Genomic DNA, 22,970 nt, shown 5'->3' with positions numbered 1-22,970 from the left:
TACCGGCAACGTCAGATCGCTTCATGCGCATCGGTCGCTTGTTTGCCCTGGCGACCAACCTGACGTTCTTAACGAATGATTAACAGTCATATGGTTAACAAATCCTTAACGCAATAAAGTTTTTGTTAATCTGAATGAATAATTCCCTAAGATCCCGCCAAGCCACAAGCGTCGCTCAAGCCAGAGATAAAAACGACAAACGCCGCGACCCTTGGGATCGCGGCGTTTCTTGCTTGTTGACGGTCTGATAGACCCGGCGACTGCCGGAGAGCCTATTACTGGAACAGCGACAGCACGTTTTCGGAGTTGGAGTTGGCGATCGACAGCGCCTGGATACCGAGCTGCTGCTGGGTCTGGAGCGCTTTCAGCTTCGTCGATTCCTCGTTCATGTCGGCATCGACCAGTCGGCCTACGCCGGTGTCGATCACATCCATGAGGTCGGCGACGAACTCGCCCTGCATGTCGATGCGGCTCTTGGTGGCACCAAGCGTTGCACCGGCATCGGTCATGTCGAGCAACATGGCGTCAACGGCGCTGATCATGCCTTCGACTTCCATGTCCGTGGTCGAGTCCGTGAGCTCGACAACCGAACCCGAAGCGCCCGTTGAGGCCGAGGTGATCAGGAAGTAGGTCACGGTGCTGGTGGTCGTGCCGGTCGCGACTTCGACTTCGTAATCCTTGGTCAGAAGGCCGAGCGTGGCGTCGTTGTCGTCGATCAGAACCGAGGTCGAGGCGTCGAAGGACAGAACCTCGACGGAAACGTTGTCGTCCGAGTCACGAACGAAGGAGCCGACCATTTCCTTGGTGCCAACGGGACTGGTGGAGTCGTTGTAGAGCCAGTTCTCACCGGAGAAAGAAGCCGATTCGGCGATCGAGCCGAGCTGCGCCTTGAGTTCCGTCAGTTCCTTGTTGATCTTGCTTTTGTCAACACCCGGCTCACGAGCGGCAACCAGCTTGGCCTTGATTTCGGACACAACGTCGATGGAGGCTTCCATACCGGTATAGGCTGTATCGACCTTGGCAGCGCCGAGGCCGAGGGCGTCCTGGACGGCGCCAAGTGACTTGTTGTCGGAACGCATGGTGGTGGCGATCGACCAGTAAGCGGCGTTGTCCGATGCGTCCTCGACGCGGTAGCCGGAAGATACACGCGACTGCGTGGTATTCATTTGCGTATCGATGGAACGCAGAGTGTCAAGTGCTGCGATTGCGGCGCTGTTGGTCATCAAGCTCGTCATAGTGCTGCCCCTTTATTGACAGTGATTTGGAAGGGACATACCGGGTTTGATACCGGCAACGGAGGTCAGCTTCATGCCCGCCTATCGGATGATTTTCGTCATCGGCCCGCCGTTTCGATAGGCACAGTTGACACCATTATGGTTAATGAAAGCTAAACGCAGGACCGCTTTTGTTAATAATAATTGAGGAAAAATGAAGACTTGATTTGGGCAAAAAAAGAGCCGCGATCCTTCGATCGCGGCGTCTCTGTTCAATCCGGTAAGGAGGCGCCGGAGCGCCTCCCTTATGCCACCATTCCTTAGCGGAACAGCGACAGGATGTTTTCGGAGTTGGAGTTGGCGATCGACAGCGACTGGATACCGAGCTGCTGCTGGGTCTGGAGCGCTTTCAGCTTCGTCGATTCCTCGTTCATGTCGGCATCGACCAGTCGGCCTACGCCGGTGTCGATCACATCCATGAGGTCGGCGACGAATTCGCCCTGCATGTCGATGCGGCTCTTGGTGGCACCAAGCGTTGCACCGGCATCGGTCATGTCGAGCAACATGGCGTCAACGGCGCTGATCATGCCTTCGACTTCAAAGTCCGTGGTCGAGTCAGACAGTTCGACAACCGAACCCGAAGCGCCCGTTGAGGCCGAGGTGATCAGGAAGTAGGTCACGGTGCTGGTGGTCGTGCCGGTCGCGACTTCGACTTCGTAATCCTTGGTCAGAAGGCCGCGCGTGGCGTCGTCGTCGTCGATCAGAACCGAGGTCGAGGCGTCGAAGGACAGGACTTCGATGGAAACGTTGTCGTCCGAGTCACGAACGAAGGAGCCGACCATTTCCTTGGTGCCGATGGCAGTGGTGGAGTCGTTGTAGAGCCAGTTCTCACCGGAGAAAGAAGCCGATTCGGCAATCGAGCCGAGCTGAGCCTTGAGTTCCGTCAGTTCCTTGTTGATCTTGTCCTTGTCGACGCCCGGTTCGCGAGCGGCAACCAGCTTGGCCTTGATTTCGGAAACGACGTCGATCGAGGCTTCCATACCGGTATAGGCTGTGTCGACCTTGGCAGCGCCGAGGCCGAGGGCGTCCTGAACGGAGCCAAGAGCCTTGTTGTCCGAACGCATGGTGGTGGCGATCGACCAGTAAGCTGCGTTGTCAGATGCGTCCTCGACGCGGTAGCCGGAAGATACACGCGACTGCGTGGTGTTCATTTGCGTATCGATGGAACGCAGAGTGTCAAGTGCTGCGAGTGCAGCGGAATTCGTCATAATACTCGTCATAGGTACTGCCCCTTATTGAAAGGAAAATGGGAAGGGACATACCGGATTGTGATACCGGCAACGACAGCACGCGTCATGCAATTAACCTTTGTTTACAAGTGGTTAATCCGTCGTTTTGATATCCCTATTCAACCTCATTAAGGTTAACAGACGCTAAATCGCGAAATAGATTTCCGAATATTTCAGACAGGGGTTGTTAGCCCGAGTAAAATTGCGCACTGCCCTGGCGAATGCAAAAAAACAGCCGCGCCCTGAGGGGCGCGACTGACTGGATACTCCACCTTTCATTCAGGCGGCTATGGCGCGTCCGATTAACGGAACAGCGACAGGATGTTGTCGGAGTTGGAGTTGGCGATCGACAGCGCCTGGATACCGAGCTGCTGCTGGGTCTGGAGCGCTTTCAGCTTCGTCGATTCCTCGTTCATGTCGGCATCGACCAGTCGGCCCACGCCGGTGTCGATCACGTCCATGAGGTCGGCGACGAACTCGTCCTGCATTTCGATTCGGCTCTTGGTCGCGCCGAGCGTTGCAGCGGCATCTGTCATGTCGGTCAACATGGCATCAACGGCGCTGATCATGCCGTCGACTTCAATGTCCGTGCTCGAGTCCGTGAGCTCGACAACCGAACCCGAAGCGCCCGTTGAGGCCGAGGTGATCAGGAAGTAGGTCACGGTGGTGGTGGTCGTGCCGGTCGCGATTTCGACTTCGTAATCCTTGGTCAGAAGGCCGCGCGTGGCGTCGTCGTCGTCGATCAGAACCGAGGTCGAGGCGTCGAAGGACAAGGTTTCGACAGCAACGTTGCCGTCCGAGTCACGAACGAAGGAACCAACCATTTCCTTGGTGCCGACGGCGGTCGTGGAGTCGTTGTAGAGCCAGTTTTCGCCGTTGAAGGAAGCCGATTCGGCAACCGATGCGAGCTGCGACTTGAGTTCGGTCAGTTCCTTGTTGATCTTGTCCTTGTCAACGCCCGGTTCGCGAGCGGCGACCAGCTTGGACTTGATTTCGGAAACGACGTCGATGGCGGCTTCCATGCCGGTATAGGCTGTGTCGGTCTTGGCAGCGCCGAGGCCGAGGGCGTCCTGGACGGCGCCGAGTGACTTGTTGTCCGAACGCATGGTGGTGGCGATCGACCAGTAAGCGGCATTGTCCGATGCGTCCTCAACGCGATAGCCGGACGAGATGCTGCCCTGGGTCGAGTCAAGGCTCTTGTTGATCGAGCGGAGCGTGTCGAGTGCGGACAGCGCCGCAGAGTTGGTCATGATGCTGGTCATAGGATTGTCCCTTAATTACAAGATACGAGAGAGGGACATGCCGGGTTTGGTACCGGAAGAGGCGATCGACATCATGTCAATTAACTAGTGCTGAAATTAATCCGCCTCTGACAGCTAAATGACAGCAAGGACTTTAACACCCGCTGAAGGCAAATGGTGAAGAATTCATTAAACGCACAATTTGAGCTCTTGAGAGCTGCAGAATGCGTCAAATTTGAATAAAATGGTTTATGATATCTCAAAACCTGACGCGAATGCGCCAGCGAGGGGCCAAAAGCTCAGTTCCGGCTCCGCGACGGGCGATACGCAGCAGATTGATCGGAGTGTCAGGCGAAGGAGCGCACGAGGCTGCCGACCAGCAGGTTCCAGCCATCGATCAGCACGAAGAACAGGACCTTGAACGGCAGCGAGATGGAGGTGGGCGGCAGCATCATCATGCCCATGGCCATGGTGATCGTCGCGACAATCATGTCGATGACCAGAAACGGCAGGATGATGAGAAAGCCGATCTCGAATCCGCGCCTGATTTCCGACAGCATGAAGGCCGGGATCAGAACACGATAGTCAACCTTCTGATCGACCACCGGCGTCTGTCCGCGTTCGCTGGCGATGTCGATGAACAGGCGGAGGTCCTTGTCGCGGGTATTGGCCGTCATGAAGGTTCTGAACGGCTCGGCGATGCGCTCGATCGCCTGGGCTTCCGTCAGCTGGTTGTCGAGCAAGGGCTGAACGCCATCGCGCCAGGCCGCGTCCATGGTGGGCGTCATCACGTAGAAGGTCATGAACAGTGCCAGGCTGACCAGAATCATGTTGGACGGCGTACTGGCCAGCCCCATGCCCGAGCGCAGAATGGAAAAGGCGATGATGAAGCGCGGAAAGCTCGTCACCATGATCAGGATGCCCGGAGCGACCGACAGAACGGTCAGCAAGCCGAAGGTCCGGATGATCCAGGCCGCAACAGAGCCGTCGATCGGTGCGTTCAGGATATCGGTCGGAAACTGCTGCGCCTGAGCGATTTCCGGTGCCGCCATCATGGCGGCCAACAAGATGAGGTATCGAATCATTCGATCACAAATGTCCTGAACATCACCCTCGATACGCGTCCTTCGGATCGAAGGTCAACACGCTCTTGGATGTCTTCCTTCAAATACTGAAAGCCGCGGGGGCCTTCGACCTGCTGAAGCGACACTGTGCGCATATAGGCCATGATATCCTGATGGATGCTTTCGGACATCGTCACGTCGGCAGGCCCATTGAACAACAGCGCCACCTCGAGCCTTATCCAGCTCTCCGAGGGATAGGCAAGGTTGGTCGTAATGGGCTCGAGCTGGACGACACCGTTCGCCTCGGTCGAGATATGCGGCAGACCCGCTTCTTCCTTGGCGGCTCCATGTTCGCCGGCCGCTGCGGCTTCCGGCGCCTTGTTTTCAGCCTCGGCCGACTGGATCTTCGGGGCGATCAGCATGCCGACCACCCAGCCGCCACCGCCGCCCACGACCGTCAGAGCCGCGATCGCTGCTATCAACAGGATCGGCGAGGATTTCTTCTTCCCACCGTCACCGGCACCGGCTTCTTCCATGGTCTCTAACCGCCGTTCGTTTTCAAGAGATCTCGCCGCATCAGATCGGCGAGAACAGATCGACGACCTGCTGCCCGACCGCGGGCTGCTGCACCTCCGTCAGACGGCCGCGACCGCCGTAGGAGATACGAGCCTCTGCGATGCGTTCATAGGAGATCGTATTGTCGGCATCGACATCCTGCGGCCGGACAATACCGGCGACATTCAGGATACGCAGTTCGTGATTGACGCGCACTTCCTGGGAGGCACTGATCAGCAGATTGCCGTTTTCCAGAATGCCCGTCACGACAGCTGCAACCAACAGGGTCAATTTTTCCGACCGGCTGATCGTTCCCTTGCCGTTGCTGCTGGTATCGGAACTCGAACTGAGGTCACCCGTCGTCACCGGCGGCGTCCAGCCGAACAGTTCTGCGGCCGTCGACCAGGTGATGCCGCTCGAGTTGGTGCGGCTGCGGTCGGTTTCGTTGTCGAAGGACGCCTTGTCGTTGATCTGGATATTGACCGTCAGGATATCGCCGACATTGAGGGCGCGCGAATCCTTGAACAGAGCCGCCTGCGAATCGCTCCACAGCGAATAGCCGCTGGCAATCTGTCGCGGCTGTTTCGGATAGAGCGCCATCTGCGGCGTCTGGCTGTAGCGCAGGCCGCTGCCGATCGGGCTCATGGACGGCGCGTTGCCGATTTCCTTGACGGTCTGGCTTTCGCAACCCGCCAGGAACGCGACCGCGAGGAAGACTGTAAAACGCTTGGTCATGACGGATCTTTCGATGTAGTGGGATCAGCGGCGCTCGACATGATGGATGCCACCGCACCCGCCTTCCCCGCGTCCATTTCACTCAGGATAAGGCTTGATTGCCGGGCCGGCAGCTTCATCAGGATCGCTGCGGCAAGCCCGACATTGACTTCTTCGAGCTGCGGCGCGGCGGCATCGGCCTTCATTTTCTTGTAGATTTCGACCAGGCCGGCTTCGGCCTGAACCAGGAAATCGTTGCGACGCTTCAGCCAGTCTTCGTATTCGACCTTGCGCGCTTCCAGAACGGCGATGCGGCTGTCGACATCGGCCTGCAGCTTTTCAAGGTCCTGCTTTTGCAGAAGATAGCGCTGGTCGCGGGCCGGATCGGCAATGCTGGTGCAATATTTCTGGATCTCATCTTGGGTGATGGACTCAAGCGGCGATTTTTCCTGAGCGTGACCGCTGGCCACCGAGGCCAGGAGAAGGGCGCCGGCGGCAAAGGCCAGCCGCACACGATGGCCAGATTTGGGAGCGCGTCTATGAGCAATCATTGCAGTACAAGCTCCGCCTGGAGTGCGCCGGCCGATTTGATGCCTTGCAGGATCGCGATGATGCCATCCGGCTTGACGCCGATATTGTTGAGGCCGGTCACCAGCGTGCGCAGATCCGGACCTTCGACGATCGCGACATTGCCGCCCTCGGTCTGGGCCAGGATATCGGTCTGCGGCTGAACGGCCGTTTCACCGCGCGAGAACGGTTGCGGCTGGATGACCTGCGGCGTTTCGGTGACCTGAACCGTCAGGGTGCCGTAACTGACGGCCACCTTGGACACACGGACATCGGCGCCGATGACGATGGTACCGGTTCGTTCGTTGATGACCACCTTGGCCGGCGTATCGGTCGCGACGACGAGGTTTTCGATATCGGCCATCAGCCTGGCCAGATCGGCCGTTCGCGGCTTCTGGACGACGACCTCCTGGGAATCGCGGGCCTCGGCAATCGGGCCGCCGAAATTGGCAGCGGCATAGCCGTTGATCCGCTCGGCGATGCCCAAGGCGGTGGAAAAGTCGGGATTGCGCAATTGCAAGACCAGATTGACCCCGTCCTTGAATTTCGACGGCAGTTCCCGTTCGACGATCGCGCCGTTTGGAACCCGGCCGGCGGTGGTCACGCCTTCGGTGATGCTGCCCGCCTGCCCTTGCGCCGTAAAGCCGGAAACGATGATCGACCCTTGGGCGACTGCATAGATCTGTCCGTCGGCCCCAGAGAGGGAGGTCATGATCAGCGTGCCGCCGCGCAGCGAGGTTGCGTCGCCAAGCGAACTGACCGACGCATCGATCCGGCTGCCAGGACTTGCAAATGGCGGCAGGGTGGCTGTCACCATGACGGCGGCGGTATTCTTGGCATTGGACTGTCCGCCCTGGGTCGAGATGCCGAGGTTCTGCAGCATGGCGCGCATCGACTGCTCGGTGAAGGGTGACGAGCGCAGGCTGTCACCGGTCGCCTGCAAGCCCACGACCAGACCGTAACCGATCAGCTGGTTGTCGCGCCCGGCCTGGAGCGATGCGATATCCTTGATGCGCGAGTTGGCAGCCAAACTTCCGCTGGCGGGCCCAAGCCCGATGGCAAGGCCCATCAGCATGGTGATCAAAAGACGCATTGCACTCATTTTGCCATCACCTGCACGGTTCCGTCGGCCATCACTGTACCGCTGACGATGACGCCGGAATCCAGATTTCGTACCTTTATGACGTCGCCGATCGAGGCGTCCTGCAACGGACTTCCCGCAGCCGAAATCGTCATGGAGCCGATCGTAAATGTCAGACGAAGATTGGAGCCACGCTTGACCGCAAAGGGCTCGCGCAATCCCGACACCGGAATGGTGCGGCCCGGAAGCAGCGTTCGCTTGGAAATCATGCCGACCACCTCGGGAATCGAACCGGCAAAGCCTCCGGCCAGATTGGGGTTGGTGATGGGCACTTCTTCAAGCTGGTGGGCGGACACTGTCTCGCCGGGATAGATGATTTCCGTGGGAACGACCGCATAGCCGCTCTCGGCGGCCACGAAATCGGCCCCGGCGCAAAGCGCCAGGGCAATGGTCGCAAGGACCACCGGTGTTCTCTTCGATCCTGTGATGCGGCGAAACATCATGTTTGCCCTTTCGTGGCTTACTTCAGGTTCTTACTGACGATCTGAGCCATTTCGTCAGCCGTGGTAATGACCTTCGAGTTCATTTCATAAGCGCGCTGTGCGGAGATCAGATCAGTGATTTCCTTGACGGAATCGACGTTGGACGATTCCAGGTAGCCCTGCTTGATGTAGGCAAAGCCCGGATCTTCGGGCGCCGCGACAATCGGCTCGCCGGAGGCCGCGGTCTCGCCGAACAGGTTGTCGCCGAGCGGCTTCAGGCCCGCCTCGTTGACGAAATTGGCGATCGTCAGCTGGCCGATCTCGGTCAGGTCGGTGTCGTTGCCGAGGCGTGCCGACACGACGCCGGTGCGGCTGACTTCCAGTTCGCTGGCATCGTCGGGAATGGTGATGCCCGGCACGACCGCATAGCCGTCGATCGTCACCAGCTCGCCGTCGGCATTGGTGTTGAAGGCGCCGGCGCGGGTATATTGCGTCGTGCCGTCGGTGGATTCGATCTGGAACCAGCCGCGTCCGACGAGCGCCAAGTCGAGCTCGTTTTCGGTCTGGGTCAGTTCACCCTGCAGATGGATGTTGCGCACGGCCGCCGTCTGGACGCCCAGACCGATGTTCGCGCCCTCGGGAACGATCGCCTGGTTTGCCCGGTTGGGAACGCCTTGGGTCTTTTCCGTCTGGTACAGCAGATCCGAGAATTCGGCACGGGCCCGCTTGTAGCCGGTCGTGTTGATGTTGGCGATGTTGTTGGCAATCACTTCCAGATTTGTCTGCTGGGCGTCCATGCCGGTGGCGGCGATAGCAAGCGCTCTCATATGTTCGTCCTCAAATCCGTTAAATTTGCATCTTGCTGACTTCGAGATAGGCCGAGACGATCTTGTCGCGCAGCGCTATCGCGGTCTGGAGAGATTGTTCCGCGGCCAGCACCGCATCCACCACTTCGCGGGTGTTCGCCGTTCCCTTGATCCCTTCAAAGGACGAAACTTCGGCCTGCTTGATATTGTCCATGGCCTGGGTGGCCATGTCGCCGAGCACGCTGGAAAAGCTCATGCCGGTCGACATGCCGGGGGTCGCAGCGCCCGTCTGCATGCCGGTGTTCACCGTCTCGGTCGAGAGGCCCTCAAGGCCATTGGTCAACGTCAACGAACTTACGCTATTGATTGAATCTATCATTGGGAGGCCTTCAGAAGGTCGATGGTCGAAGAGATGAGCTCACGGGCCTGCTTGACGCTTTGCAGATTGGCTTCGTAGCTGCGATTGGCTTCGCGCATGTCTGACATTTCGATCAGAATGTTGACGTTCGGCATCTTGACGAAGCCCTTGGCGTCCGCGGCCGGATTGCCCGGATCATATTCCTCGACGAAGTCGGACGCATCGACGCCAAGTTTCTCAACCTGGACCAGTTCGGCGCCGCTTACCTTGTCGAGTTCGGAGCCGAATGTCACCGTCTTGCGACGGTAGGGATCGGCACCCGGCGTATCACCTGTCGAGCGCGCATTGGCGATATTTTCGGAGACAATGCGCAGGCGGGTGGACTGAACTTCAAGGCCGCTGCCGGCAATCTTCAGAGCCGCTTTCAATGGATCCATGACTTATTTCCTTACGGTCATCAGCATCATGCGATGGAAGGAACTGACCAGGTTGGTGTTGAGAGAATACTGCCCCTGAATCTCGCCAGCCTTGGTGAGCTCGTCGGCGATAGCAACGGAGTTTCCCGACTCCTGGATGCCGATCTCATTGTTGAGCTTGGCTTCCTTGACCTCGACGTCGTCACTCAGCGAACTCGTGGACATGTGTCCAGGGTGGGTCTGAGCCATGCGCACCGACCGGGTCTCGTCAAGGACTGCGTCGAAGGGAGTGATGTCCTTGGCCCGAAATTTCGGCGTGTTCGCGTTGGCAATGTTGCCGGCGACAACTTCCTGACGCACGGAAAGCCATTCGGCCTGCCGGGATGCCAAGTCAAAAAGCTGGATCGGGTCCATAGGGTTCTCTCCGTTCTACTGCTTGAAGCCTATGGGGCTAATCTTGCGTGGGACTTACGGAGAAAGGTGTCTTTACTCGTGTTCGTAGATTTCGCCTGCGGACGTGACGATCACCCAGTGGCCATCACGCTGTTCAAGGGTTGCGACACGGCTGTTGTCCGGCAGGATCGAGCCGACGCGAACCATGAACATGGCCGATCCGTCCTCGATCAGCGCGCGACCATTGGCGACATGCAGCAGGCGGAAGCCACCGCGGCCCGGGAAAGGCTGGATCTCGTCCAGAGCGTCTCCAACCTTTTTCTCCTCTCCGAGCTTCGAGACCGTCGCCGTCACCAGGGAATCCAGATCCTGCGGAGGCGACTTGGGACCATTGTCGTCCTTGTCGACCATGGCCAGCGGTGAAACGCTGAACACGTTTCGGCCGGGTCCTTCCGGCAGATCGCGTGTGTGATCGATCGCCGTCACCCGCATGCCGAACTTCTCCTCGTTGAAGAAGACATACCAGGGAAAGAACGCCGCGGCGCAGGCAAGCGCCACCCCAGCCGCGGCAAGCGCGCGATCGGTCAGCAAGGACGGTTTGCGCAAGACCGGCTTCAGCGGCGGAACTTTTTCGTCTGCATCAAAATCGGTCACGGTCATCCTCTTAGTTTTCCGCTGGCACCGGGCTGGCCGGCTGCTGCCTTCAGGGCGCCGGCCAGATCGGCATAGGCATCCACGGCCGGGCGATCACTGGGTGTCTGCTTCATCACCTCATAGACGAGGGGAACCTGTTTGATCGCCATGTCCAGGTCCGGATCGCTGCCGGCGCGATAGCCGCCGATCAGCCGCAGATCCCGCGTTTCCTCGAAGCGGTGGATCAATGTCTTCAGGCGCGACACCAGCTTTTCCTGCTCCGGCGTCCAGGCCTTGCGCGCCAGGCGGGAGATCGAGGACAGCGGATTGATCGGCGGGTAACGCCCTTCGTCCGCCAGGCTTCGATCGAGCACGATATGTCCGTCGAGAATACCGCGGGTCGAGTCGGCGATCGGGTCGTTGTGATTGTCGCCATCGACGAGAATGGAGATGATCGCCGTGATCGTCCCTGCCCCCTCCTCGCCTGGGCCGGCCCGTTCCAGAAGCCGCGGCATTTCGGTGAAGACCGACGCCGGATATCCACGCGCGACCGGCGGTTCGCCGGCGGCCATGGCCACCTCGCGAATGGCATGGGCAAAGCGGGTGACGCTGTCGACGATGAACAGGACGTTTTCGCCCTTGTCGCGAAAATGCTCGGCAATCGTCATGGCAGCCAGTGGCGCCATCTTGCGCAGCATCGGGCTTTCGTCGCTGGTCGCAACAACCGCCACCGCCTTGGCCATGTTGGGGCCGAGCGTGTCTTCGATGAATTCGCGCACTTCGCGGCCGCGTTCGCCGACCAGCGCAATCACCACCTTGTCGAAGGCATCGGCGCGCGCCAGCATCGACAGCAGCGTCGACTTGCCGACGCCGGAGCCGGCGAAGATGCCAAGACGTTGGCCAAGGCAGAGCGGTGAAAAGATGTCGATCGCCCGAACACCGGTGCGGAAGCCTTTTTCGACGCGGCGACGCGCCATGGACGGCGGTGCCGAATTGGAGATTGACCGGCGCTCTGGCCCCGAGATCATCGGGCCGTGACCATCGATCGGCTCGCCCAGCGCATTGATGGTGCGGCCGCACCAGCTGGCATCCGGGGCAATCCGAAAGGCCCCCTTGCGAATGACCACATCATGCACGCCGATCGGCTCGCCCGGTTCGATAGGGCAGACATAGACCAGATCGGGCTCGACCCGCACCACTTCGCCCAGATGAATGCCGGAGGTGCTGCGATGGGCGACGAAGTCGCCGAGATGGAGATGGCGGGACAGACCGGTGACCGTGTAATGGCCGGCCGCGATGGTGCGGACATGACCGCCATGGGTGACCGAATAGTCCGGATTGGAGTAGCGCGTCGTCAGTCCGGCCAATTGGGCCAGCTTGGCGTTCGGGGCGATGTCGACTTGAAACTCTATGGCCATGGGGTCTGCGTCCTAAGCCTATCGGCTTCCACCGAGGGTCTTGATTGCCTCGCTCAGGGATGTCTCGCCTTCCTGGATCAGGGAGGAAATGCTCTCGAAGGCGCGATTGACCTGGATCAGCTGCGTCATCTCGCCAATACCGTTGACATTGGACTGCTCGAGATAGCCCTGGATGACGCCGATGGAGGGATCGTCGGTCACCGGCTGCGGCCGGTCCGTGGTGATCACGCCGCTGTTGTCGTGGCGAATGAAGCCCTTGGTGATATCCGCGGTAAAAAGTCCGAGCGTCGCGACCTGCCGGTCATCCTGAACGATGCTGCCGTCAGCACCGACAGCCGGCGGACCGCCGGCCCGGTTGAGCTGGATCGGGGCGCCGCCGGCATCCAGGACGGGATATCCCTGCAGCGAGACCAGTTCGCCGGTTTCCTTCATGGTGAAGCGTCCGTCGCGGGTCAGGACCTGGCCCGCCGGCGTGTCGATGGCAAACCAGGCGTCCCCCTTGACCGCGAAGTCGAGAGGGTTGCCGGACTGCTCCAACTGCCCGGATGCGGTATTGAGATAGTCGTTGCCCTGGGACACGAAAGCAATCTTGGCATTCATGTCGTTCTGGGTCTTGCTTAGCACCTGGTCGAACTTGACCTCGGCCGAACGGAAACCGACCGTATTTATATTGGCCATATTGTCTGCGATCGTCGTCAGTCGCCGCTCGAGGGCAACCTGTGACGACAGAGAAACATACATTCCAGATTGCACGTCAACTGCCTCCGAGTTTCAGAGAGTTTATAGAAATCAACAAATCGGCGGAGATGCCGTGCCCCGTCGACGAGCCGAAGACGGCCAATGGGTCATAGTTGTCGGATGGATTTTCCAGCTCCCAGAGCGCCGTGAAGCGTTCCAGGAACGTGCCGAGCTTCTCGGGATCCTTGAAGTCCTCGACGTCGAAGAGCTTTTCGAGATAGGCCGCCTGCTTGTCGATATCCGAGGCGGCAACCTCCATCGGCAGTTGAAACGCGGTGCGAACGACCTGCGCCAGGGCGCCATCGGCCAGAATGTCCATGGTCGACGTCACGGCGGGGGCCATGCGTTCGAAATAGAGTGCGAGGCGAACACCATTGTTGTCGGCGCCGGCATCTTCTTCCAGCGTCTGGCGCATGTACTTGTCGACGACGCCCTGCTGGGCCCGGTCGAAAGAGGTCGCGGCCGTATCGTATGCGGCAAAGTTCAAGGCCGTGGCCAGGTCCGCATAGCGGGTATCCGTCAGCTTGTTGGCAAAGGCTTCGTCGTCGCTCACGCCTTCGGTCAATACCTTGCGGATAAAGGCCTTGGCATAGGACATGTCCTCCAGTCCGTGCGCTTTCAGCGCATAGTCATAAAGGCGGGTATCGGCCATGAAATCATCGACGGATTTCACATCGCCGATCTTGGCAAGATAGTATTCGGTTTCGCGCACGACATCCGGCTTCTGCGCCACGCGTTCAAGCGAGGTCGGCAGGTCCTTGGCAATCCTCTGATAGCTTGTATAGGTTGTCGTCACGGTCGTTTACCTTGAGGATGGGACAAGCGGGATCAGCGTCCGTTGCCGCTGTTATTGTCCCAAATGGCTTGCGCGAAGCTGTCTGGAGGTCGACGATCCCTGAAGGGCGACCATCAGCCTCACGCAAGGAAGCAACCTTATCGCTGCATCTGAAAAGCAACGTTCAGATGCAGGCGCGAAATGAATATTATCATCGGATTTGTGATCACTATCGGCTGTATCCTGGGGGGCTTCATGGCCATGGGTGGCCACCTCAACGTGCTTGTTCAGCCTTACGAGCTCATGATTATCGGCGGCGCCGGCCTTGGCGGCTTCATCATGGCCAATCCGATGAAGGTCGTGAAAGACTCCGGCAAGGCGCTCGGCGAGGCCTTCAAGAACACTGTTCCGAAAGAGCGCCACTATCTGGATGTGCTCGGCGTGCTCTATTCGCTGATGCGCGACCTCAGGACAAAATCGCGCAACGAGATCGAAGCGCATATCGACAATCCCGATGAATCGACGATCTTCCAGGCGGCGCCTACGGTGCTGAAGAACAAGGAACTGACATCCTTCATCTGCGACTACGTCCGCCTGATCATCATCGGCAATGCCCGCAGCCATGAAATCGAAGCGCTGATGGACGAGGAAATCAACACCATCCACTATGACAAGATGAAGCCGTACAACGCCATCACCGCCATGGGCGACAGCTTTCCGGCCATCGGTATCGTGGCGGCCGTTCTCGGGGTCATCAAGGCCATGGGCAAGATCAACGAGTCGCCGGAAGTCCTTGGCGCCTTGATCGGCGCCGCGCTCGTCGGCACCATGCTCGGCATCTTCCTGTCCTACTCGGTCTGTAACCCACTGATTTCGCAGATCAAGATTGTCCGCACCAAGCAGCACCGTCTGTACATCATCGTCAAGCAGACCCTGCTTGCCTACATGAACGGCTCCGTCCCACAGGTGGCGCTGGAATATGGTCGCAAGACGATTTCTTCCTATGAGCGTCCGTCCATCGACGCTGTCGAGCAGGAAATGATGAACCCGGGTGGTGAGAACAAGGCGGCTTGATCATGACAGACACGCAAACGATATTCCCAACTCCTATGGACCACGCCCTGCTCGCCAAGCTGACCGGCGCGCTCGGCGACAGGAAGACCGTTGAGAAACTCGCCGCCGATTTCGGCCATCTCTACAGCGAATTCCTGCCCGACGTCTTCCACAGCGAGACGGGCCTGACGGTCGACGTCAGCTACAACCGCCACAGCACGGGCCTGATGAACGACCTGATCGCCGATCTTGGCGACGACTTCGTGCTGGTCGATGGCTCCTTGCGCAACTGGAGCCCCAAATTTGTCATGGGCTGCGGCAATGGCTTCGTCATCACGCTGATGGAAAACCTGCTCGGCGCCATTCCGGAGACCATCGAACAGCCAATCCAGCGTCCGTTGTCGCGCATCGAGCTCGACCTGGCCGTGATGGTGTTCGACCGGATCGCCAATGTGCTGCGCTCCGGCGTGAACGCCGCCGGTGGCTTTGAAGTCATTCCCGAGCGGCCGCACAATGCCGAAGACCGGGCCAAGCCGGAACCGGACCACGTCGACGAATTTGGCGCTTCGGTCCGGATGAATATCACGCTCGGGACGGTCACCTCGGAATTCGTCCTGATCATTCCACAAAAGGCATTGCTCAAAACCAAGGTCACGGCGCCCAGGTCGAAGAGCCAAATGTCGAAAAACCATAAGGAATGGTCCGATCTGATCGCCGAGCAGGTGCGTCGTTCGCAGATCACGCTGGAAGCCAGGGTCCGGCTGCAGTCTATCTCGCTGCTGACGGTCTCGAAACTTGCCGTCGGCGATGTCATTCCGTTTCGCGATCATGGCGATGTCACCGTCGACGTCAGCGCCAACGGCAAGGATATGTATGCCTGTGAATTTGGACGGGCCGGCGAAAACTACACGGTCCGCGTTAAATCGAACATCAGTTCGGAAGACGAGATACTTAGACATTTGATGGGTTAAGACCTTTATCCTGCAGCCGATGTGGCAAGGCAGGTTGAGGCAAGTTTCAACGGGAATAGTGATTTCATGGCTACGAAAAAAACACCTGTGACCGATGACGATGCACTGGCGATGCCGGCAAGCGATGCCGATTTCGATCAGGCGATCGATGATTTGCGCGGCGTCCTGAAAAGCGACAGCGACGGAACCCTGCCGGATATCGGTGGCGATTTCGGTTCGGACCTCGGCGGCGACTTCGGATCCGACCTTGGCAGCGATTTTTCGGCCGGCGGCACGCCCGACATGGCAGGCTTTGATTCCGATTTTGGCGGCAGCAGCTCGGCGGCGGACACCGGATCCTTCGGTGGCAGCTCGTTCGGCGGCGGATTTTCTGACACGGGCGGCTCGGGAGCCGGTCTCGGCAGCGCCCTCAATTCCAATCTCGATCTGATCATGGACATTCCGATCGATGTCCAGATCGTTCTCGGCAGCAGCCGCATGCAGGTATCGGGATTGATGAACCTCGAGGAAGGCGCCATTATTGCGCTGGACAAGAAGATCGGTGAACCTGTCGAAATCATGGTGAATGGCCGGCGGATTGCCAGGGGCGAAATCACCGTGCTTGAAAATGACGACACACGGTTCGGAGTGAAACTGATCGAAGTGATGAGCACCAAGACATCCTGACCCAATTATAGGGCCGGAGGGGAAAGACCATGATGGACTTTGATGATTTTGGCGGTCCCATTGCCGGAAAGCCTCTGAGCCAGGCGGACAAGGCAGCTGCAGTGCTGCTCGCCATGGGCAAGGGTGTGGCCGGGAAGCTGCTGAAGTATTTTACCCAAAACGAATTGCAGACGATCATTGCCTCGGCCCAGACGCTGCGCACCATTCCCCCGGACGAGCTGGCCGTGCTGGTCGGTGAATTCGAGGATTTGTTCACCGAAGGCGCTGGCCTGATGGACAATGCCAAGGCTATCGAGAGCATTCTCGAGGAAGGCCTCACACCGGAAGAAGTCGACGGCCTGCTCGGCCGTCGCACCGCGTTCCAGGCCTTTGAGGCGTCGATCTGGGATCGCCTGCAGGATGCCGATCCCGAATTCATCGGCAAGTTCCTGATGCGCGAGCATCCCCAGACGGTTGCCTATATTCTGTCGATGATTCCGTCCTCGTTCGGGGCCAAGGTCTTGTTCACCCTGCCGGAAAGCCGTCGGGCCGACATCATGAACCGTACCGTTAACATGAAGAATGTCAGCTCGAAAGCGGCGCAGATCATCGAGAACCGGGTCATCGAACTGATCCAGGAAATCGACACCGAACGCAACTCGGTCGGCACCAACAAGGTCGCCGAACTGATGAACGAGTTGGACAAGCCCCAGGTCGACACCTTGCTCAGTTCGCTCGAAACGATCAGCAAGGAAGCAGTCAATAAGGTTCGTCCGAAGATCTTCCTGTTCGAAGATCTGCTGGCGATGCCGCAGCGCAGCCGCGTCATGCTGCTCAACGACATTTCCGCCGATATTCTCACCATGGCGCTGCGTGGCGCCTCGGTGGAAATCCGCGAATGTGTCCTGGCGGCCATCAGCCCGCGGCAACGGCGCATGATCGAATCGGATCTGCAGGCTGGCACTGTCGGCATCAACCCGCGAGAAATCGCGATCGCCCGTCGCGCCGTGGCGCAGGAGGCCATTCGCCTCGCCAATGCCGGCCAGATCCAGCTCAAGGAATCAGAGGCCGAAAAGGCTGCCTGATGGACAATGACAGCCATGCGGGCCACCGCGTCCGCATGGTCATCCTGCCCTGAGCAACCGGTCGCCTTGCCGACAGCCTCGCCAGCGGCAGAAAGTGCCGCGATCCGGTTCGCAAGCGCTGTTGAAAACAGCGATACGCCCTTTGGCAGCAATTGAATGCAAAAGCACCCGAGAGTATCGTGCTGGTGTGTCGGTGCCTGACTTGCACGGCATCTTCTGCGACGATATCTCGCTTACCCGCATGTCCGGCCTCCTGGGAAAGTGCCGATCCGATGGCCGGAACAATGCGGCAGGTCCGAAGGGCTTCCCACCTCAACGGATGACCGCAACGAACGGATCAGCCCTTGTCTGACGACGATAAAGACAGCAAAACAGAAGACCCGACCGGGAAAAAACTTCGCGACGCGGCCGAGAAAGGCAACCTGCCCGCTTCCCGTGAGGCGCCGATCTTTGCCTCTACGCTGGCGCTCTACATTTATTTCGTGTTCTTCCTCCCGAACGGGATAGCCCGCATGGGTGAAACCCTGCGGGATCTGTTCGAGCAGCCCGACCAGTGGAGCCTGGCGAGCAGCACGGACGTCGTCTCGCTTTTCGCGCACCTGGGATGGGAGTCCGGCGTCCTGCTGCTGCCGGCCATGCTGCTGTTCATGTCGCTCGGCCTCATCGCCTCTATTGCCCAGAATATGCCGAGCTTCGTTCTCGACCGGATCAGTCCGCAGTTCAACCGCGTTTCGCCCATAAAGGGTTGGGAGCGGCTGTTCAGCAAGATGGGCATGATCGAGTTTGCAAAATCGGCGTTCAAGATCATCATCGTTTCCGCCGTGATCATTTCCAGCATGCGCGGCCAGTATTATGCCACGCTCGATGCGATGTTTTCCGATCCGCAAGTGATCTTCGTGAAACTTGCCTCGATCATGAAGCAGATCATCATCATCATCCTGTTTGCCACGGCCCTTCTGGCCATCATCGACGTCGCGTGGACCCGCTATCATTGGTACGAAGAACTGCGGATGACGAAGCAGGAGGTGAAGGAGGAAAACAAGCAAGCCCAGGGCGACCCCATCGTCAAGGCGCGCCAGCGCTCGATCGCCCGCGACCGGGCTCGCCGGCGCATGATCAGCAACGTGCCCCGCGCCACGCTGGTGATCACCAATCCGACCCATTATGCCGTGGCCCTGCGTTACGTACGCGAGGAAGGCGATGCGCCGATCGTCGTCGCAAAGGGACAGGACATTATCGCCCAGAAGATTCGCGAACTGGCGCGGGAAAACAACATACCGATTTTCGAGGATCCACCCCTGGCGCGCTCCATGTTTGCGCAAGTCTCGGTGGATAGTGTCATCCCGTCAGTATTTTATAAGGCCGTAGCGGAGCTCGTTCACCGGGTTTACGCCGCAAAGGCCAAAAATAACAAACGGATACGCTAAGCATTATGAAGAAGTGCCCTTACACCAGCCAACGTGAGAAAATCGTCGCCGAGGCGATCAGCCCTGTTGCCACCGAGCTCCGGCTCCTGGACGCAGCCGACCTGATTTCCCTTTTGCGGTGCGAATTCTTCGGCAATATTGCGGATCTCGTATCATCCGCAGCCGAGCTCTATTTTCATCCGGGCACCGTGAATTTCGGTGCCGGTGGCGACTACCGGCTTGAATGGGGCGGCGTGCCCGAGGTCGTGCTCGACCTGGAGATCAAGCCGAAAGACGTCACCGTCTATGCGCAACTGACGCTGACGAACGAGCTTGCCGGCGTCGAAATCAACCATATTTCTTTCCAGAAGCCGTCGAGCAATCCGGACGACAACACGCGTTTCCTTGAACAGAGCCTGCGCGAGGCGCGATTTGTAAAGAGCCGTTCAACCCCGTCTTACAGCTGAGAGCGACAGGCCGCCTGGCGCAACCGGGTTCAGTTGATATAGCCAAGGCGAATCGCCTTGGCGATTGCCTGGATTCGGTTGACCGAATCAAGCTTGATCGTTGCTGAGCCGAGATAGGCATTGACCGTGTGTACGGACAAACCGAGCTTCTCGGCGATTTCTTCGCTGATACGGCCATCGCCTGCCAGTTGAAGGCAGGCGATTTCCCTGTCGCTGAGCGATTCGGACGGGGCCGCACGGCGCTCGGTGAGCGAGAGAATATCCATCATCAACTTGCAGCTGCGGCTGTGCATGTCGAGAACCATCTGGCCCGGCAGGTCCATGCCGCCAGTCGTGGTAAAAACCATGTAGCCATTGCCGACGGCTCCGAGACGGACCGGAAAGGCAATGCCCGAGAATGGCAAGGGCCCAGGCGCAAGTCGGACGACGAAGGCCGTGAAATCAGATGCTTCGGTAAAGCTGCTGTCGTCGCGGGCATTCCAGACCAGCGGCAGCAGCGACGCATCGATATGGCTGAGCAGCCGGTCGCCGTAGCTTGCAACGAGTGCCTCGGAACAGGAGGTTTGAGCCGGACCCCAGTTCTCCATGTCGCAGGACAGCTTGCGCTTGCCCGGAAGGCCGGCGCCGCTGACGCGAAAGACGGCAAAGTTCTTGGCGTTGATCGTCTTCTGCATGGCAACGAGCTTGGGAAAAATATCCGGACGGCCCGCGGCCAGGCGTGTGCGACTTGAGTGGAAATCCCCCACGCCGCCGTCGGAAAAGTTCCCGGAATAGGCCATGGGAAGATCCTTCATACGAGATTGTTGCGCACTGCATAGGCAATGGCTTCGGAGCGGGTCTTGGTGGCTGTCTTGCGCATCACGCTGGTGATGTAGTTGTTGATGGTATTGCGTGAAATTCCAAGGATCATGGCGATCTCATCACTGGTCTTTCCCTCCGCTATCCAGAACAGGCATTCCAGTTCCCGCTCGGTCAATTCGAAATCGCGGTCGGTCTTCTGCCCCTTGCTGGACGACAGGCTGACGCAGTAGCCAGCCAGCAGGCCTACTTCGCGCAGCCGCTCCGGCGACAGGACAAAGCCATCCGGCAAGAGCAGCATCAGGGACAGCCTGGTGCGCCCCACGTTGAACATCAGCGAGCAATATTGCCGGCTGGCACCCGGCGGCACATCCACATCATCCGGCAGAAGTGCGAATTTGGGCTGCAGGAGGGAGAGACACTTTTCCAGTTCGGTCGTCCGCGAATAGGCCGCAGCCAGTTCGACCTCAAGCCGGCGGACCAGATCGAAAGGCCAGTTTGCCGAGACCACAAAGTTCAGCCCCTCCTCTTGGACCAGATCGTAACGAGCCAGGAGGAAATAGGATGCGCCCGAATAGTTGGTCAGGATTCGCAAGGCAGCCTGAATGTTACCCGATCCGGCGACCGTCGACAATTTACCGATCAGTTGCTCCGCCGATGCGCCCTTGGTGCTTTCACCTGAGGGGTACGCGGACTGCTTCTTACTTACGACACCTGCTTGCAACAGCTCAGCGTCCATTGTGTTTCCCCCTTTCCGGGACGAAACGGCCAGTCCTCGATAAACGCCATGAACTGTCGGAAGCCGCATTTTCCTTCAGTCCGGTCTGGCATCCGCGCATACCGACGAATCATGGTCCCATTGTAAGAGATAAATAGGCAAATGCCATAACTAGGTTTGGGGACTGGCCAAGCGGATAGATCCATGAATCAGCACCGAAAACCCTGGCGAAAGCCCACGACACAAACGAAAACGCCGTACACAAGGCACGGCGTTCGCGGCAATCCAGGTCCATGATCAGGCGGCTTTGTCCACAGCCCATTTGCGCAGGATCTTGGCAGCGCGCTCCTCGCTGATTTCGACCATGCGCGCCAGGCGCCGCTCGGGACCTTCCTTGACGCGGCGGTTGAAGCCGCCGTTCGGATCGTCGTCCAGCGACAGCATGTCGTCGGTGCTGTCGAAGCCGAAGTCGGAGCCGAAGCCGTCCATGAGGCCGCCTGCGCCGCCGTCGAGGCCCGGCGAGAAGTCGGGAAGTTCGAGGCCGGCGGCCGTCTCGCCAGTGCCAAGCGCTGTGGCAGACGAGCCGTTCATCGAGCGGACCATCGGGCGAATGCCCATCCAGATGATGAGGAATGCCACGCCGACGAAGGCAAGCGAGTTGATGATGCCGGCAAGATTGCGGCTCAGCATGTCCATGACACCGGGTCCGGCCGCGGATTCTTCCAGCAACTGGTTTTCGAGGAAGTCCATGGCCGTCAGGGTGATCACGTCGCCCCGTTCGGTATCCAGACCTGCGGCCGACGTGACGATCTTCTGCATCTCGGCCAGGTAAGCGTCGATCTTGGCCTGATCAACCGGTTCTCCGACCATCTTGGCAACGCGGCCCTTGTTGACCACCACCGCGACAGAGATCTTCTCGACCTTGTAGCTGTTGCTGACCGTTGCGACCGTCTTGCTGTTGATCTCGTAGTTGGTCTGCTCTTCCTTCTTGTCCGCCTCGTCGGAGGATTCCGGACCTGCGCCGGAGCCCTGGGGATCCCCCTGGGGAATGTTCTGCTCCACGGTCGCGGCGGTATCCTGCATCTTCTGCATGGATTTCTGCGCTTCCTTGGTCACCCGTACGGAACGCTCGACGCGCGATTCGGGATCGTAGATGGTCTCCTGGATCTGCTGGGTATCGGTATTGAGCTGGGCCGTGACACTTGAGCGGAAATTGTCCATGCCGAGAAACGGCGCGAGCGCCTTGTCGATATTGGATTCGATTTCCTGCTGAACCGACTGGACGACGCCAAGCGACTTGTTCGCCGCGCCGCCGGTTTCATCGCCGGACGCGAGCAGCTGGCCGGTCGAATCGAGGATGGTGACATCATCGACATCAAGGCCCGGCACGGAGGATGCGACGAGATGGCGGATGGACGCCGAAGCCTTGCGGCCCGTCGTCGTGCTGGCGCGGATCATCACCGACGCCGTCGGCTTCTGGTCACCGCGCCGGAAATTGCCGACATCGGGCATGACGATGTGAACGCGGGCGGCGGCGATACCGGAGATCTGCTGGATGGTGCGGGCAACTTCGCCTTCCAGCGCACGAACGCGGGTGACTTCCTGCATGAAGGAGGTGAGCCCGAGCGAACCGACATTGTCGAACAGCTCGTAACCGGCATTGGCGCTGTTGGGCAGGCCACGCTCAGCCAGCAGCAGGCGCGCCTTGCCGGTCATGCCGGCGGGAACCTGGATGCTCTTGCCATCGCTGCCGACTTCAAAGTTTATGCTGGCTTCGGCCAAAGCAATGCTGATCTGGTTGAGGTCCGTGGATTCGAGACCGACATATAGGGTCTCATAGGCTGGCTTATTGACCAAAAAGGCGGCGCCAATGATGAGCGCCACGGATAAGACACCCACACCCGCCAGGGCCATGAGGCGCGCTTGCCCCAAGGATGCCAAGTTTTTAAAAACTTGAAGTAACTGATTAAACAGATTCATTCTGTCTCGCACCGTCGATCGAAGTGGTTACGGCATTTGCCCTTGCCAGACACTACGAGGCGAAACTTGTGCGAGCGTTTCGTTGCACGCAAGCTACCGGTCG

26 protein-coding genes are annotated in these 22,970 nt (G+C 59.0%); 6 read left to right on the top strand and 20 right to left on the bottom strand.

Translation table 11 applies throughout. The features are described 5' to 3' along the window. Positions 1 to 275 precede the first annotated feature (275 nt). The 17 genes from HGO38_RS04900 to HGO38_RS04820 all read right to left on the bottom strand — a co-directional run bounded on the left by HGO38_RS04900 (position 276) and on the right by HGO38_RS04820 (position 13,765). Complete coding sequence (locus HGO38_RS04900) at positions 276 to 1,235, bottom strand: flagellin N-terminal helical domain-containing protein (RefSeq protein WP_250954794.1); 960 nt, start codon at positions 1,233 to 1,235, stop codon at positions 276 to 278. A gap of 299 nt (positions 1,236 to 1,534) precedes the next feature. After that, complete coding sequence (locus HGO38_RS04895; RefSeq protein WP_250954793.1) at positions 1,535 to 2,494, bottom strand: flagellin N-terminal helical domain-containing protein; 960 nt, start codon at positions 2,492 to 2,494, stop codon at positions 1,535 to 1,537. Between the two features lie 311 nt (positions 2,495 to 2,805). After that, complete coding sequence (locus tag HGO38_RS04890; RefSeq protein ID WP_250954792.1) at positions 2,806 to 3,765, bottom strand: flagellin N-terminal helical domain-containing protein; 960 nt, start codon at positions 3,763 to 3,765, stop codon at positions 2,806 to 2,808. A 326-nt stretch (positions 3,766 to 4,091) separates the two neighbouring features. Next, positions 4,092 to 4,829 (bottom strand): flagellar type III secretion system pore protein FliP, encoded by a 738-nt coding sequence (fliP, locus tag HGO38_RS04885; protein ID WP_250954791.1) that lies wholly within the window; start codon positions 4,827 to 4,829, stop codon positions 4,092 to 4,094. After that, positions 4,826 to 5,344 carry a flagellar basal body-associated FliL family protein gene (locus HGO38_RS04880; protein ID WP_250954790.1) on the bottom strand — a complete coding sequence of 173 codons (519 nt, stop codon included), beginning with the start codon at positions 5,342 to 5,344 and terminating at the stop codon, positions 4,826 to 4,828. Before HGO38_RS04880 ends, fliP begins: the two co-directional genes overlap by 4 nt. Positions 5,345 to 5,384: 40 nt before the next feature. Beyond that, the gene (gene flgH / locus HGO38_RS04875; RefSeq protein ID WP_250954789.1) at positions 5,385 to 6,098 is read right to left on the bottom strand and encodes a flagellar basal body L-ring protein FlgH; all 714 of its coding nucleotides are present in this window, start codon (positions 6,096 to 6,098) and stop codon (positions 5,385 to 5,387) included. Then, positions 6,095 to 6,628 carry a MotE family protein gene (locus HGO38_RS04870; RefSeq protein WP_250954788.1) on the bottom strand — a complete coding sequence of 178 codons (534 nt, stop codon included), beginning with the start codon at positions 6,626 to 6,628 and terminating at the stop codon, positions 6,095 to 6,097. The genes flgH and HGO38_RS04870 overlap by 4 nt, the downstream gene beginning before the upstream one ends. Then, positions 6,625 to 7,719 carry a flagellar basal body P-ring protein FlgI gene (locus HGO38_RS04865; protein ID WP_502941503.1) on the bottom strand — a complete coding sequence of 365 codons (1,095 nt, stop codon included), beginning with the start codon at positions 7,717 to 7,719 and terminating at the stop codon, positions 6,625 to 6,627. Before HGO38_RS04865 ends, HGO38_RS04870 begins: the two co-directional genes overlap by 4 nt. A gap of 23 nt (positions 7,720 to 7,742) precedes the next feature. After that, on the bottom strand, positions 7,743 to 8,228 hold the full coding sequence (flgA, locus tag HGO38_RS04860) for a flagellar basal body P-ring formation chaperone FlgA (protein ID WP_502941496.1): 486 nt from the start codon (positions 8,226 to 8,228) through the stop codon (positions 7,743 to 7,745). Positions 8,229 to 8,245: 17 nt separating this feature from the next. Next, entirely contained in the window at positions 8,246 to 9,034 is a 789-nt protein-coding gene (gene flgG, locus HGO38_RS04855; protein ID WP_250954786.1) for a flagellar basal-body rod protein FlgG, read from the bottom strand. A gap of 19 nt (positions 9,035 to 9,053) precedes the next feature. Beyond that, a complete protein-coding gene (gene fliE, locus HGO38_RS04850) occupies positions 9,054 to 9,392 on the bottom strand; it encodes a flagellar hook-basal body complex protein FliE (RefSeq protein WP_250954785.1) in 339 nt (112 codons plus the stop codon). Beyond that, positions 9,389 to 9,808 (bottom strand): flagellar basal body rod protein FlgC, encoded by a 420-nt coding sequence (flgC, locus tag HGO38_RS04845; protein WP_250954784.1) that lies wholly within the window; start codon positions 9,806 to 9,808, stop codon positions 9,389 to 9,391. Before flgC ends, fliE begins: the two co-directional genes overlap by 4 nt. Positions 9,809 to 9,811: 3 nt before the next feature. Next, entirely contained in the window at positions 9,812 to 10,201 is a 390-nt protein-coding gene (gene flgB, locus HGO38_RS04840; RefSeq protein WP_250954783.1) for a flagellar basal body rod protein FlgB, read from the bottom strand. Between the two features lie 72 nt (positions 10,202 to 10,273). Further along, positions 10,274 to 10,834, bottom strand: a complete 561-nt coding sequence (locus tag HGO38_RS04835) for a flagellar protein (protein ID WP_250954782.1) — start codon at positions 10,832 to 10,834, stop codon at positions 10,274 to 10,276. A 2-nt stretch (positions 10,835 to 10,836) separates the two neighbouring features. Further along, on the bottom strand, positions 10,837 to 12,231 hold the full coding sequence (fliI, locus tag HGO38_RS04830) for a flagellar protein export ATPase FliI (RefSeq protein WP_250954781.1): 1,395 nt from the start codon (positions 12,229 to 12,231) through the stop codon (positions 10,837 to 10,839). A gap of 18 nt (positions 12,232 to 12,249) precedes the next feature. Next, a complete protein-coding gene (flgF, locus tag HGO38_RS04825; RefSeq protein WP_250954780.1) occupies positions 12,250 to 12,984 on the bottom strand; it encodes a flagellar basal-body rod protein FlgF in 735 nt (244 codons plus the stop codon). A 1-nt stretch (position 12,985) separates the two neighbouring features. Then, positions 12,986 to 13,765 carry a DUF1217 domain-containing protein gene (locus tag HGO38_RS04820; protein ID WP_250954779.1) on the bottom strand — a complete coding sequence of 260 codons (780 nt, stop codon included), beginning with the start codon at positions 13,763 to 13,765 and terminating at the stop codon, positions 12,986 to 12,988. Between the two features lie 180 nt (positions 13,766 to 13,945). On the opposite strand from HGO38_RS04820, the gene motA reads away from it, so the two are divergent. The 6 genes from motA to HGO38_RS04790 all read left to right on the top strand — a co-directional run bounded on the left by motA (position 13,946) and on the right by HGO38_RS04790 (position 19,371). Further along, positions 13,946 to 14,818 (top strand): flagellar motor stator protein MotA, encoded by an 873-nt coding sequence (motA, locus tag HGO38_RS04815; RefSeq protein ID WP_250954778.1) that lies wholly within the window; start codon positions 13,946 to 13,948, stop codon positions 14,816 to 14,818. A gap of 2 nt (positions 14,819 to 14,820) precedes the next feature. After that, positions 14,821 to 15,768 (top strand): FliM/FliN family flagellar motor switch protein, encoded by a 948-nt coding sequence (locus HGO38_RS04810; RefSeq protein ID WP_250954777.1) that lies wholly within the window; start codon positions 14,821 to 14,823, stop codon positions 15,766 to 15,768. A 66-nt stretch (positions 15,769 to 15,834) separates the two neighbouring features. Next, a complete protein-coding gene (gene fliN / locus HGO38_RS04805) occupies positions 15,835 to 16,434 on the top strand; it encodes a flagellar motor switch protein FliN (protein ID WP_250954776.1) in 600 nt (199 codons plus the stop codon). 29 nt (positions 16,435 to 16,463) lie between these two features. Further along, on the top strand, positions 16,464 to 17,498 hold the full coding sequence (gene fliG, locus HGO38_RS04800) for a flagellar motor switch protein FliG (RefSeq protein ID WP_250954775.1): 1,035 nt from the start codon (positions 16,464 to 16,466) through the stop codon (positions 17,496 to 17,498). Positions 17,499 to 17,842: 344 nt separating this feature from the next. Beyond that, a complete protein-coding gene (gene flhB / locus HGO38_RS04795) occupies positions 17,843 to 18,925 on the top strand; it encodes a flagellar biosynthesis protein FlhB (protein WP_250954774.1) in 1,083 nt (360 codons plus the stop codon). A gap of 5 nt (positions 18,926 to 18,930) precedes the next feature. Further along, positions 18,931 to 19,371, top strand: a complete 441-nt coding sequence (locus tag HGO38_RS04790; RefSeq protein WP_250954773.1) for a BspJ family T4SS effector nucleomodulin — start codon at positions 18,931 to 18,933, stop codon at positions 19,369 to 19,371. Between the two features lie 29 nt (positions 19,372 to 19,400). Here HGO38_RS04790 and visR read toward each other — a convergent pair whose 3' ends face one another. From visR to fliF, 3 genes are all read right to left on the bottom strand, one after another. Then, entirely contained in the window at positions 19,401 to 20,150 is a 750-nt protein-coding gene (gene visR / locus HGO38_RS04785) for a transcriptional regulator VisR (protein ID WP_250954772.1), read from the bottom strand. Positions 20,151 to 20,161: 11 nt separating this feature from the next. After that, positions 20,162 to 20,908 (bottom strand): transcriptional regulator VisN, encoded by a 747-nt coding sequence (visN, locus tag HGO38_RS04780; protein ID WP_250954771.1) that lies wholly within the window; start codon positions 20,906 to 20,908, stop codon positions 20,162 to 20,164. Positions 20,909 to 21,184: 276 nt separating this feature from the next. Then, on the bottom strand, positions 21,185 to 22,867 hold the full coding sequence (gene fliF, locus HGO38_RS04775; protein ID WP_250954770.1) for a flagellar basal-body MS-ring/collar protein FliF: 1,683 nt from the start codon (positions 22,865 to 22,867) through the stop codon (positions 21,185 to 21,187). Between the last annotated feature and the right edge of the window lie 103 nt (positions 22,868 to 22,970).

This window comes from Rhizobium sp. CG5, from assembly GCF_023701945.1.
Classification (GTDB): Bacteria; Pseudomonadota; Alphaproteobacteria; order Rhizobiales; family Rhizobiaceae; genus Allorhizobium.
Note: the sequence above shows the minus strand (reverse complement) of the source record. Positions and strands in the feature narration are given on the sequence as shown.

Excerpts from the sequence above, each read along its gene's own strand:
- HGO38_RS04900 (WP_250954794.1), bottom strand. The coding sequence starts at position 1,235 with ATGACGAGCTTGATGACCAACAGCGCCGCAATCGCAGCACTTGACACT.
- HGO38_RS04895 (WP_250954793.1), bottom strand. The coding sequence starts at position 2,494 with ATGACGAGTATTATGACGAATTCCGCTGCACTCGCAGCACTTGACACT.
- HGO38_RS04890 (WP_250954792.1), bottom strand. The coding sequence starts at position 3,765 with ATGACCAGCATCATGACCAACTCTGCGGCGCTGTCCGCACTCGACACG.
- fliP (WP_250954791.1), bottom strand. The coding sequence starts at position 4,829 with ATGATTCGATACCTCATCTTGTTGGCCGCCATGATGGCGGCACCGGAA.
- HGO38_RS04880 (WP_250954790.1), bottom strand. The coding sequence starts at position 5,344 with ATGGAAGAAGCCGGTGCCGGTGACGGTGGGAAGAAGAAATCCTCGCCG.
- flgH (WP_250954789.1), bottom strand. The coding sequence starts at position 6,098 with ATGACCAAGCGTTTTACAGTCTTCCTCGCGGTCGCGTTCCTGGCGGGT.
- HGO38_RS04870 (WP_250954788.1), bottom strand. The coding sequence starts at position 6,628 with ATGATTGCTCATAGACGCGCTCCCAAATCTGGCCATCGTGTGCGGCTG.
- HGO38_RS04865 (WP_502941503.1), bottom strand. The coding sequence starts at position 7,719 with ATGCTGATGGGCCTTGCCATCGGGCTTGGGCCCGCCAGCGGAAGTTTG.
- flgA (WP_502941496.1), bottom strand. The coding sequence starts at position 8,228 with ATGATGTTTCGCCGCATCACAGGATCGAAGAGAACACCGGTGGTCCTT.
- flgG (WP_250954786.1), bottom strand. The coding sequence starts at position 9,034 with ATGAGAGCGCTTGCTATCGCCGCCACCGGCATGGACGCCCAGCAGACA.
- fliE (WP_250954785.1), bottom strand. The coding sequence starts at position 9,392 with ATGATAGATTCAATCAATAGCGTAAGTTCGTTGACGTTGACCAATGGC.
- flgC (WP_250954784.1), bottom strand. The coding sequence starts at position 9,808 with ATGGATCCATTGAAAGCGGCTCTGAAGATTGCCGGCAGCGGCCTTGAA.
- flgB (WP_250954783.1), bottom strand. The coding sequence starts at position 10,201 with ATGGACCCGATCCAGCTTTTTGACTTGGCATCCCGGCAGGCCGAATGG.
- fliI (WP_250954781.1), bottom strand. The coding sequence starts at position 12,231 with ATGGCCATAGAGTTTCAAGTCGACATCGCCCCGAACGCCAAGCTGGCC.
- motA (WP_250954778.1), top strand. The coding sequence starts at position 13,946 with ATGAATATTATCATCGGATTTGTGATCACTATCGGCTGTATCCTGGGG.
- HGO38_RS04810 (WP_250954777.1), top strand. The coding sequence starts at position 14,821 with ATGACAGACACGCAAACGATATTCCCAACTCCTATGGACCACGCCCTG.
- fliN (WP_250954776.1), top strand. The coding sequence starts at position 15,835 with ATGGCTACGAAAAAAACACCTGTGACCGATGACGATGCACTGGCGATG.
- fliG (WP_250954775.1), top strand. The coding sequence starts at position 16,464 with ATGATGGACTTTGATGATTTTGGCGGTCCCATTGCCGGAAAGCCTCTG.
- HGO38_RS04790 (WP_250954773.1), top strand. The coding sequence starts at position 18,931 with ATGAAGAAGTGCCCTTACACCAGCCAACGTGAGAAAATCGTCGCCGAG.
- visR (WP_250954772.1), bottom strand. The coding sequence starts at position 20,150 with ATGGCCTATTCCGGGAACTTTTCCGACGGCGGCGTGGGGGATTTCCAC.
- visN (WP_250954771.1), bottom strand. The coding sequence starts at position 20,908 with ATGGACGCTGAGCTGTTGCAAGCAGGTGTCGTAAGTAAGAAGCAGTCC.
- fliF (WP_250954770.1), bottom strand. The coding sequence starts at position 22,867 with ATGAATCTGTTTAATCAGTTACTTCAAGTTTTTAAAAACTTGGCATCC.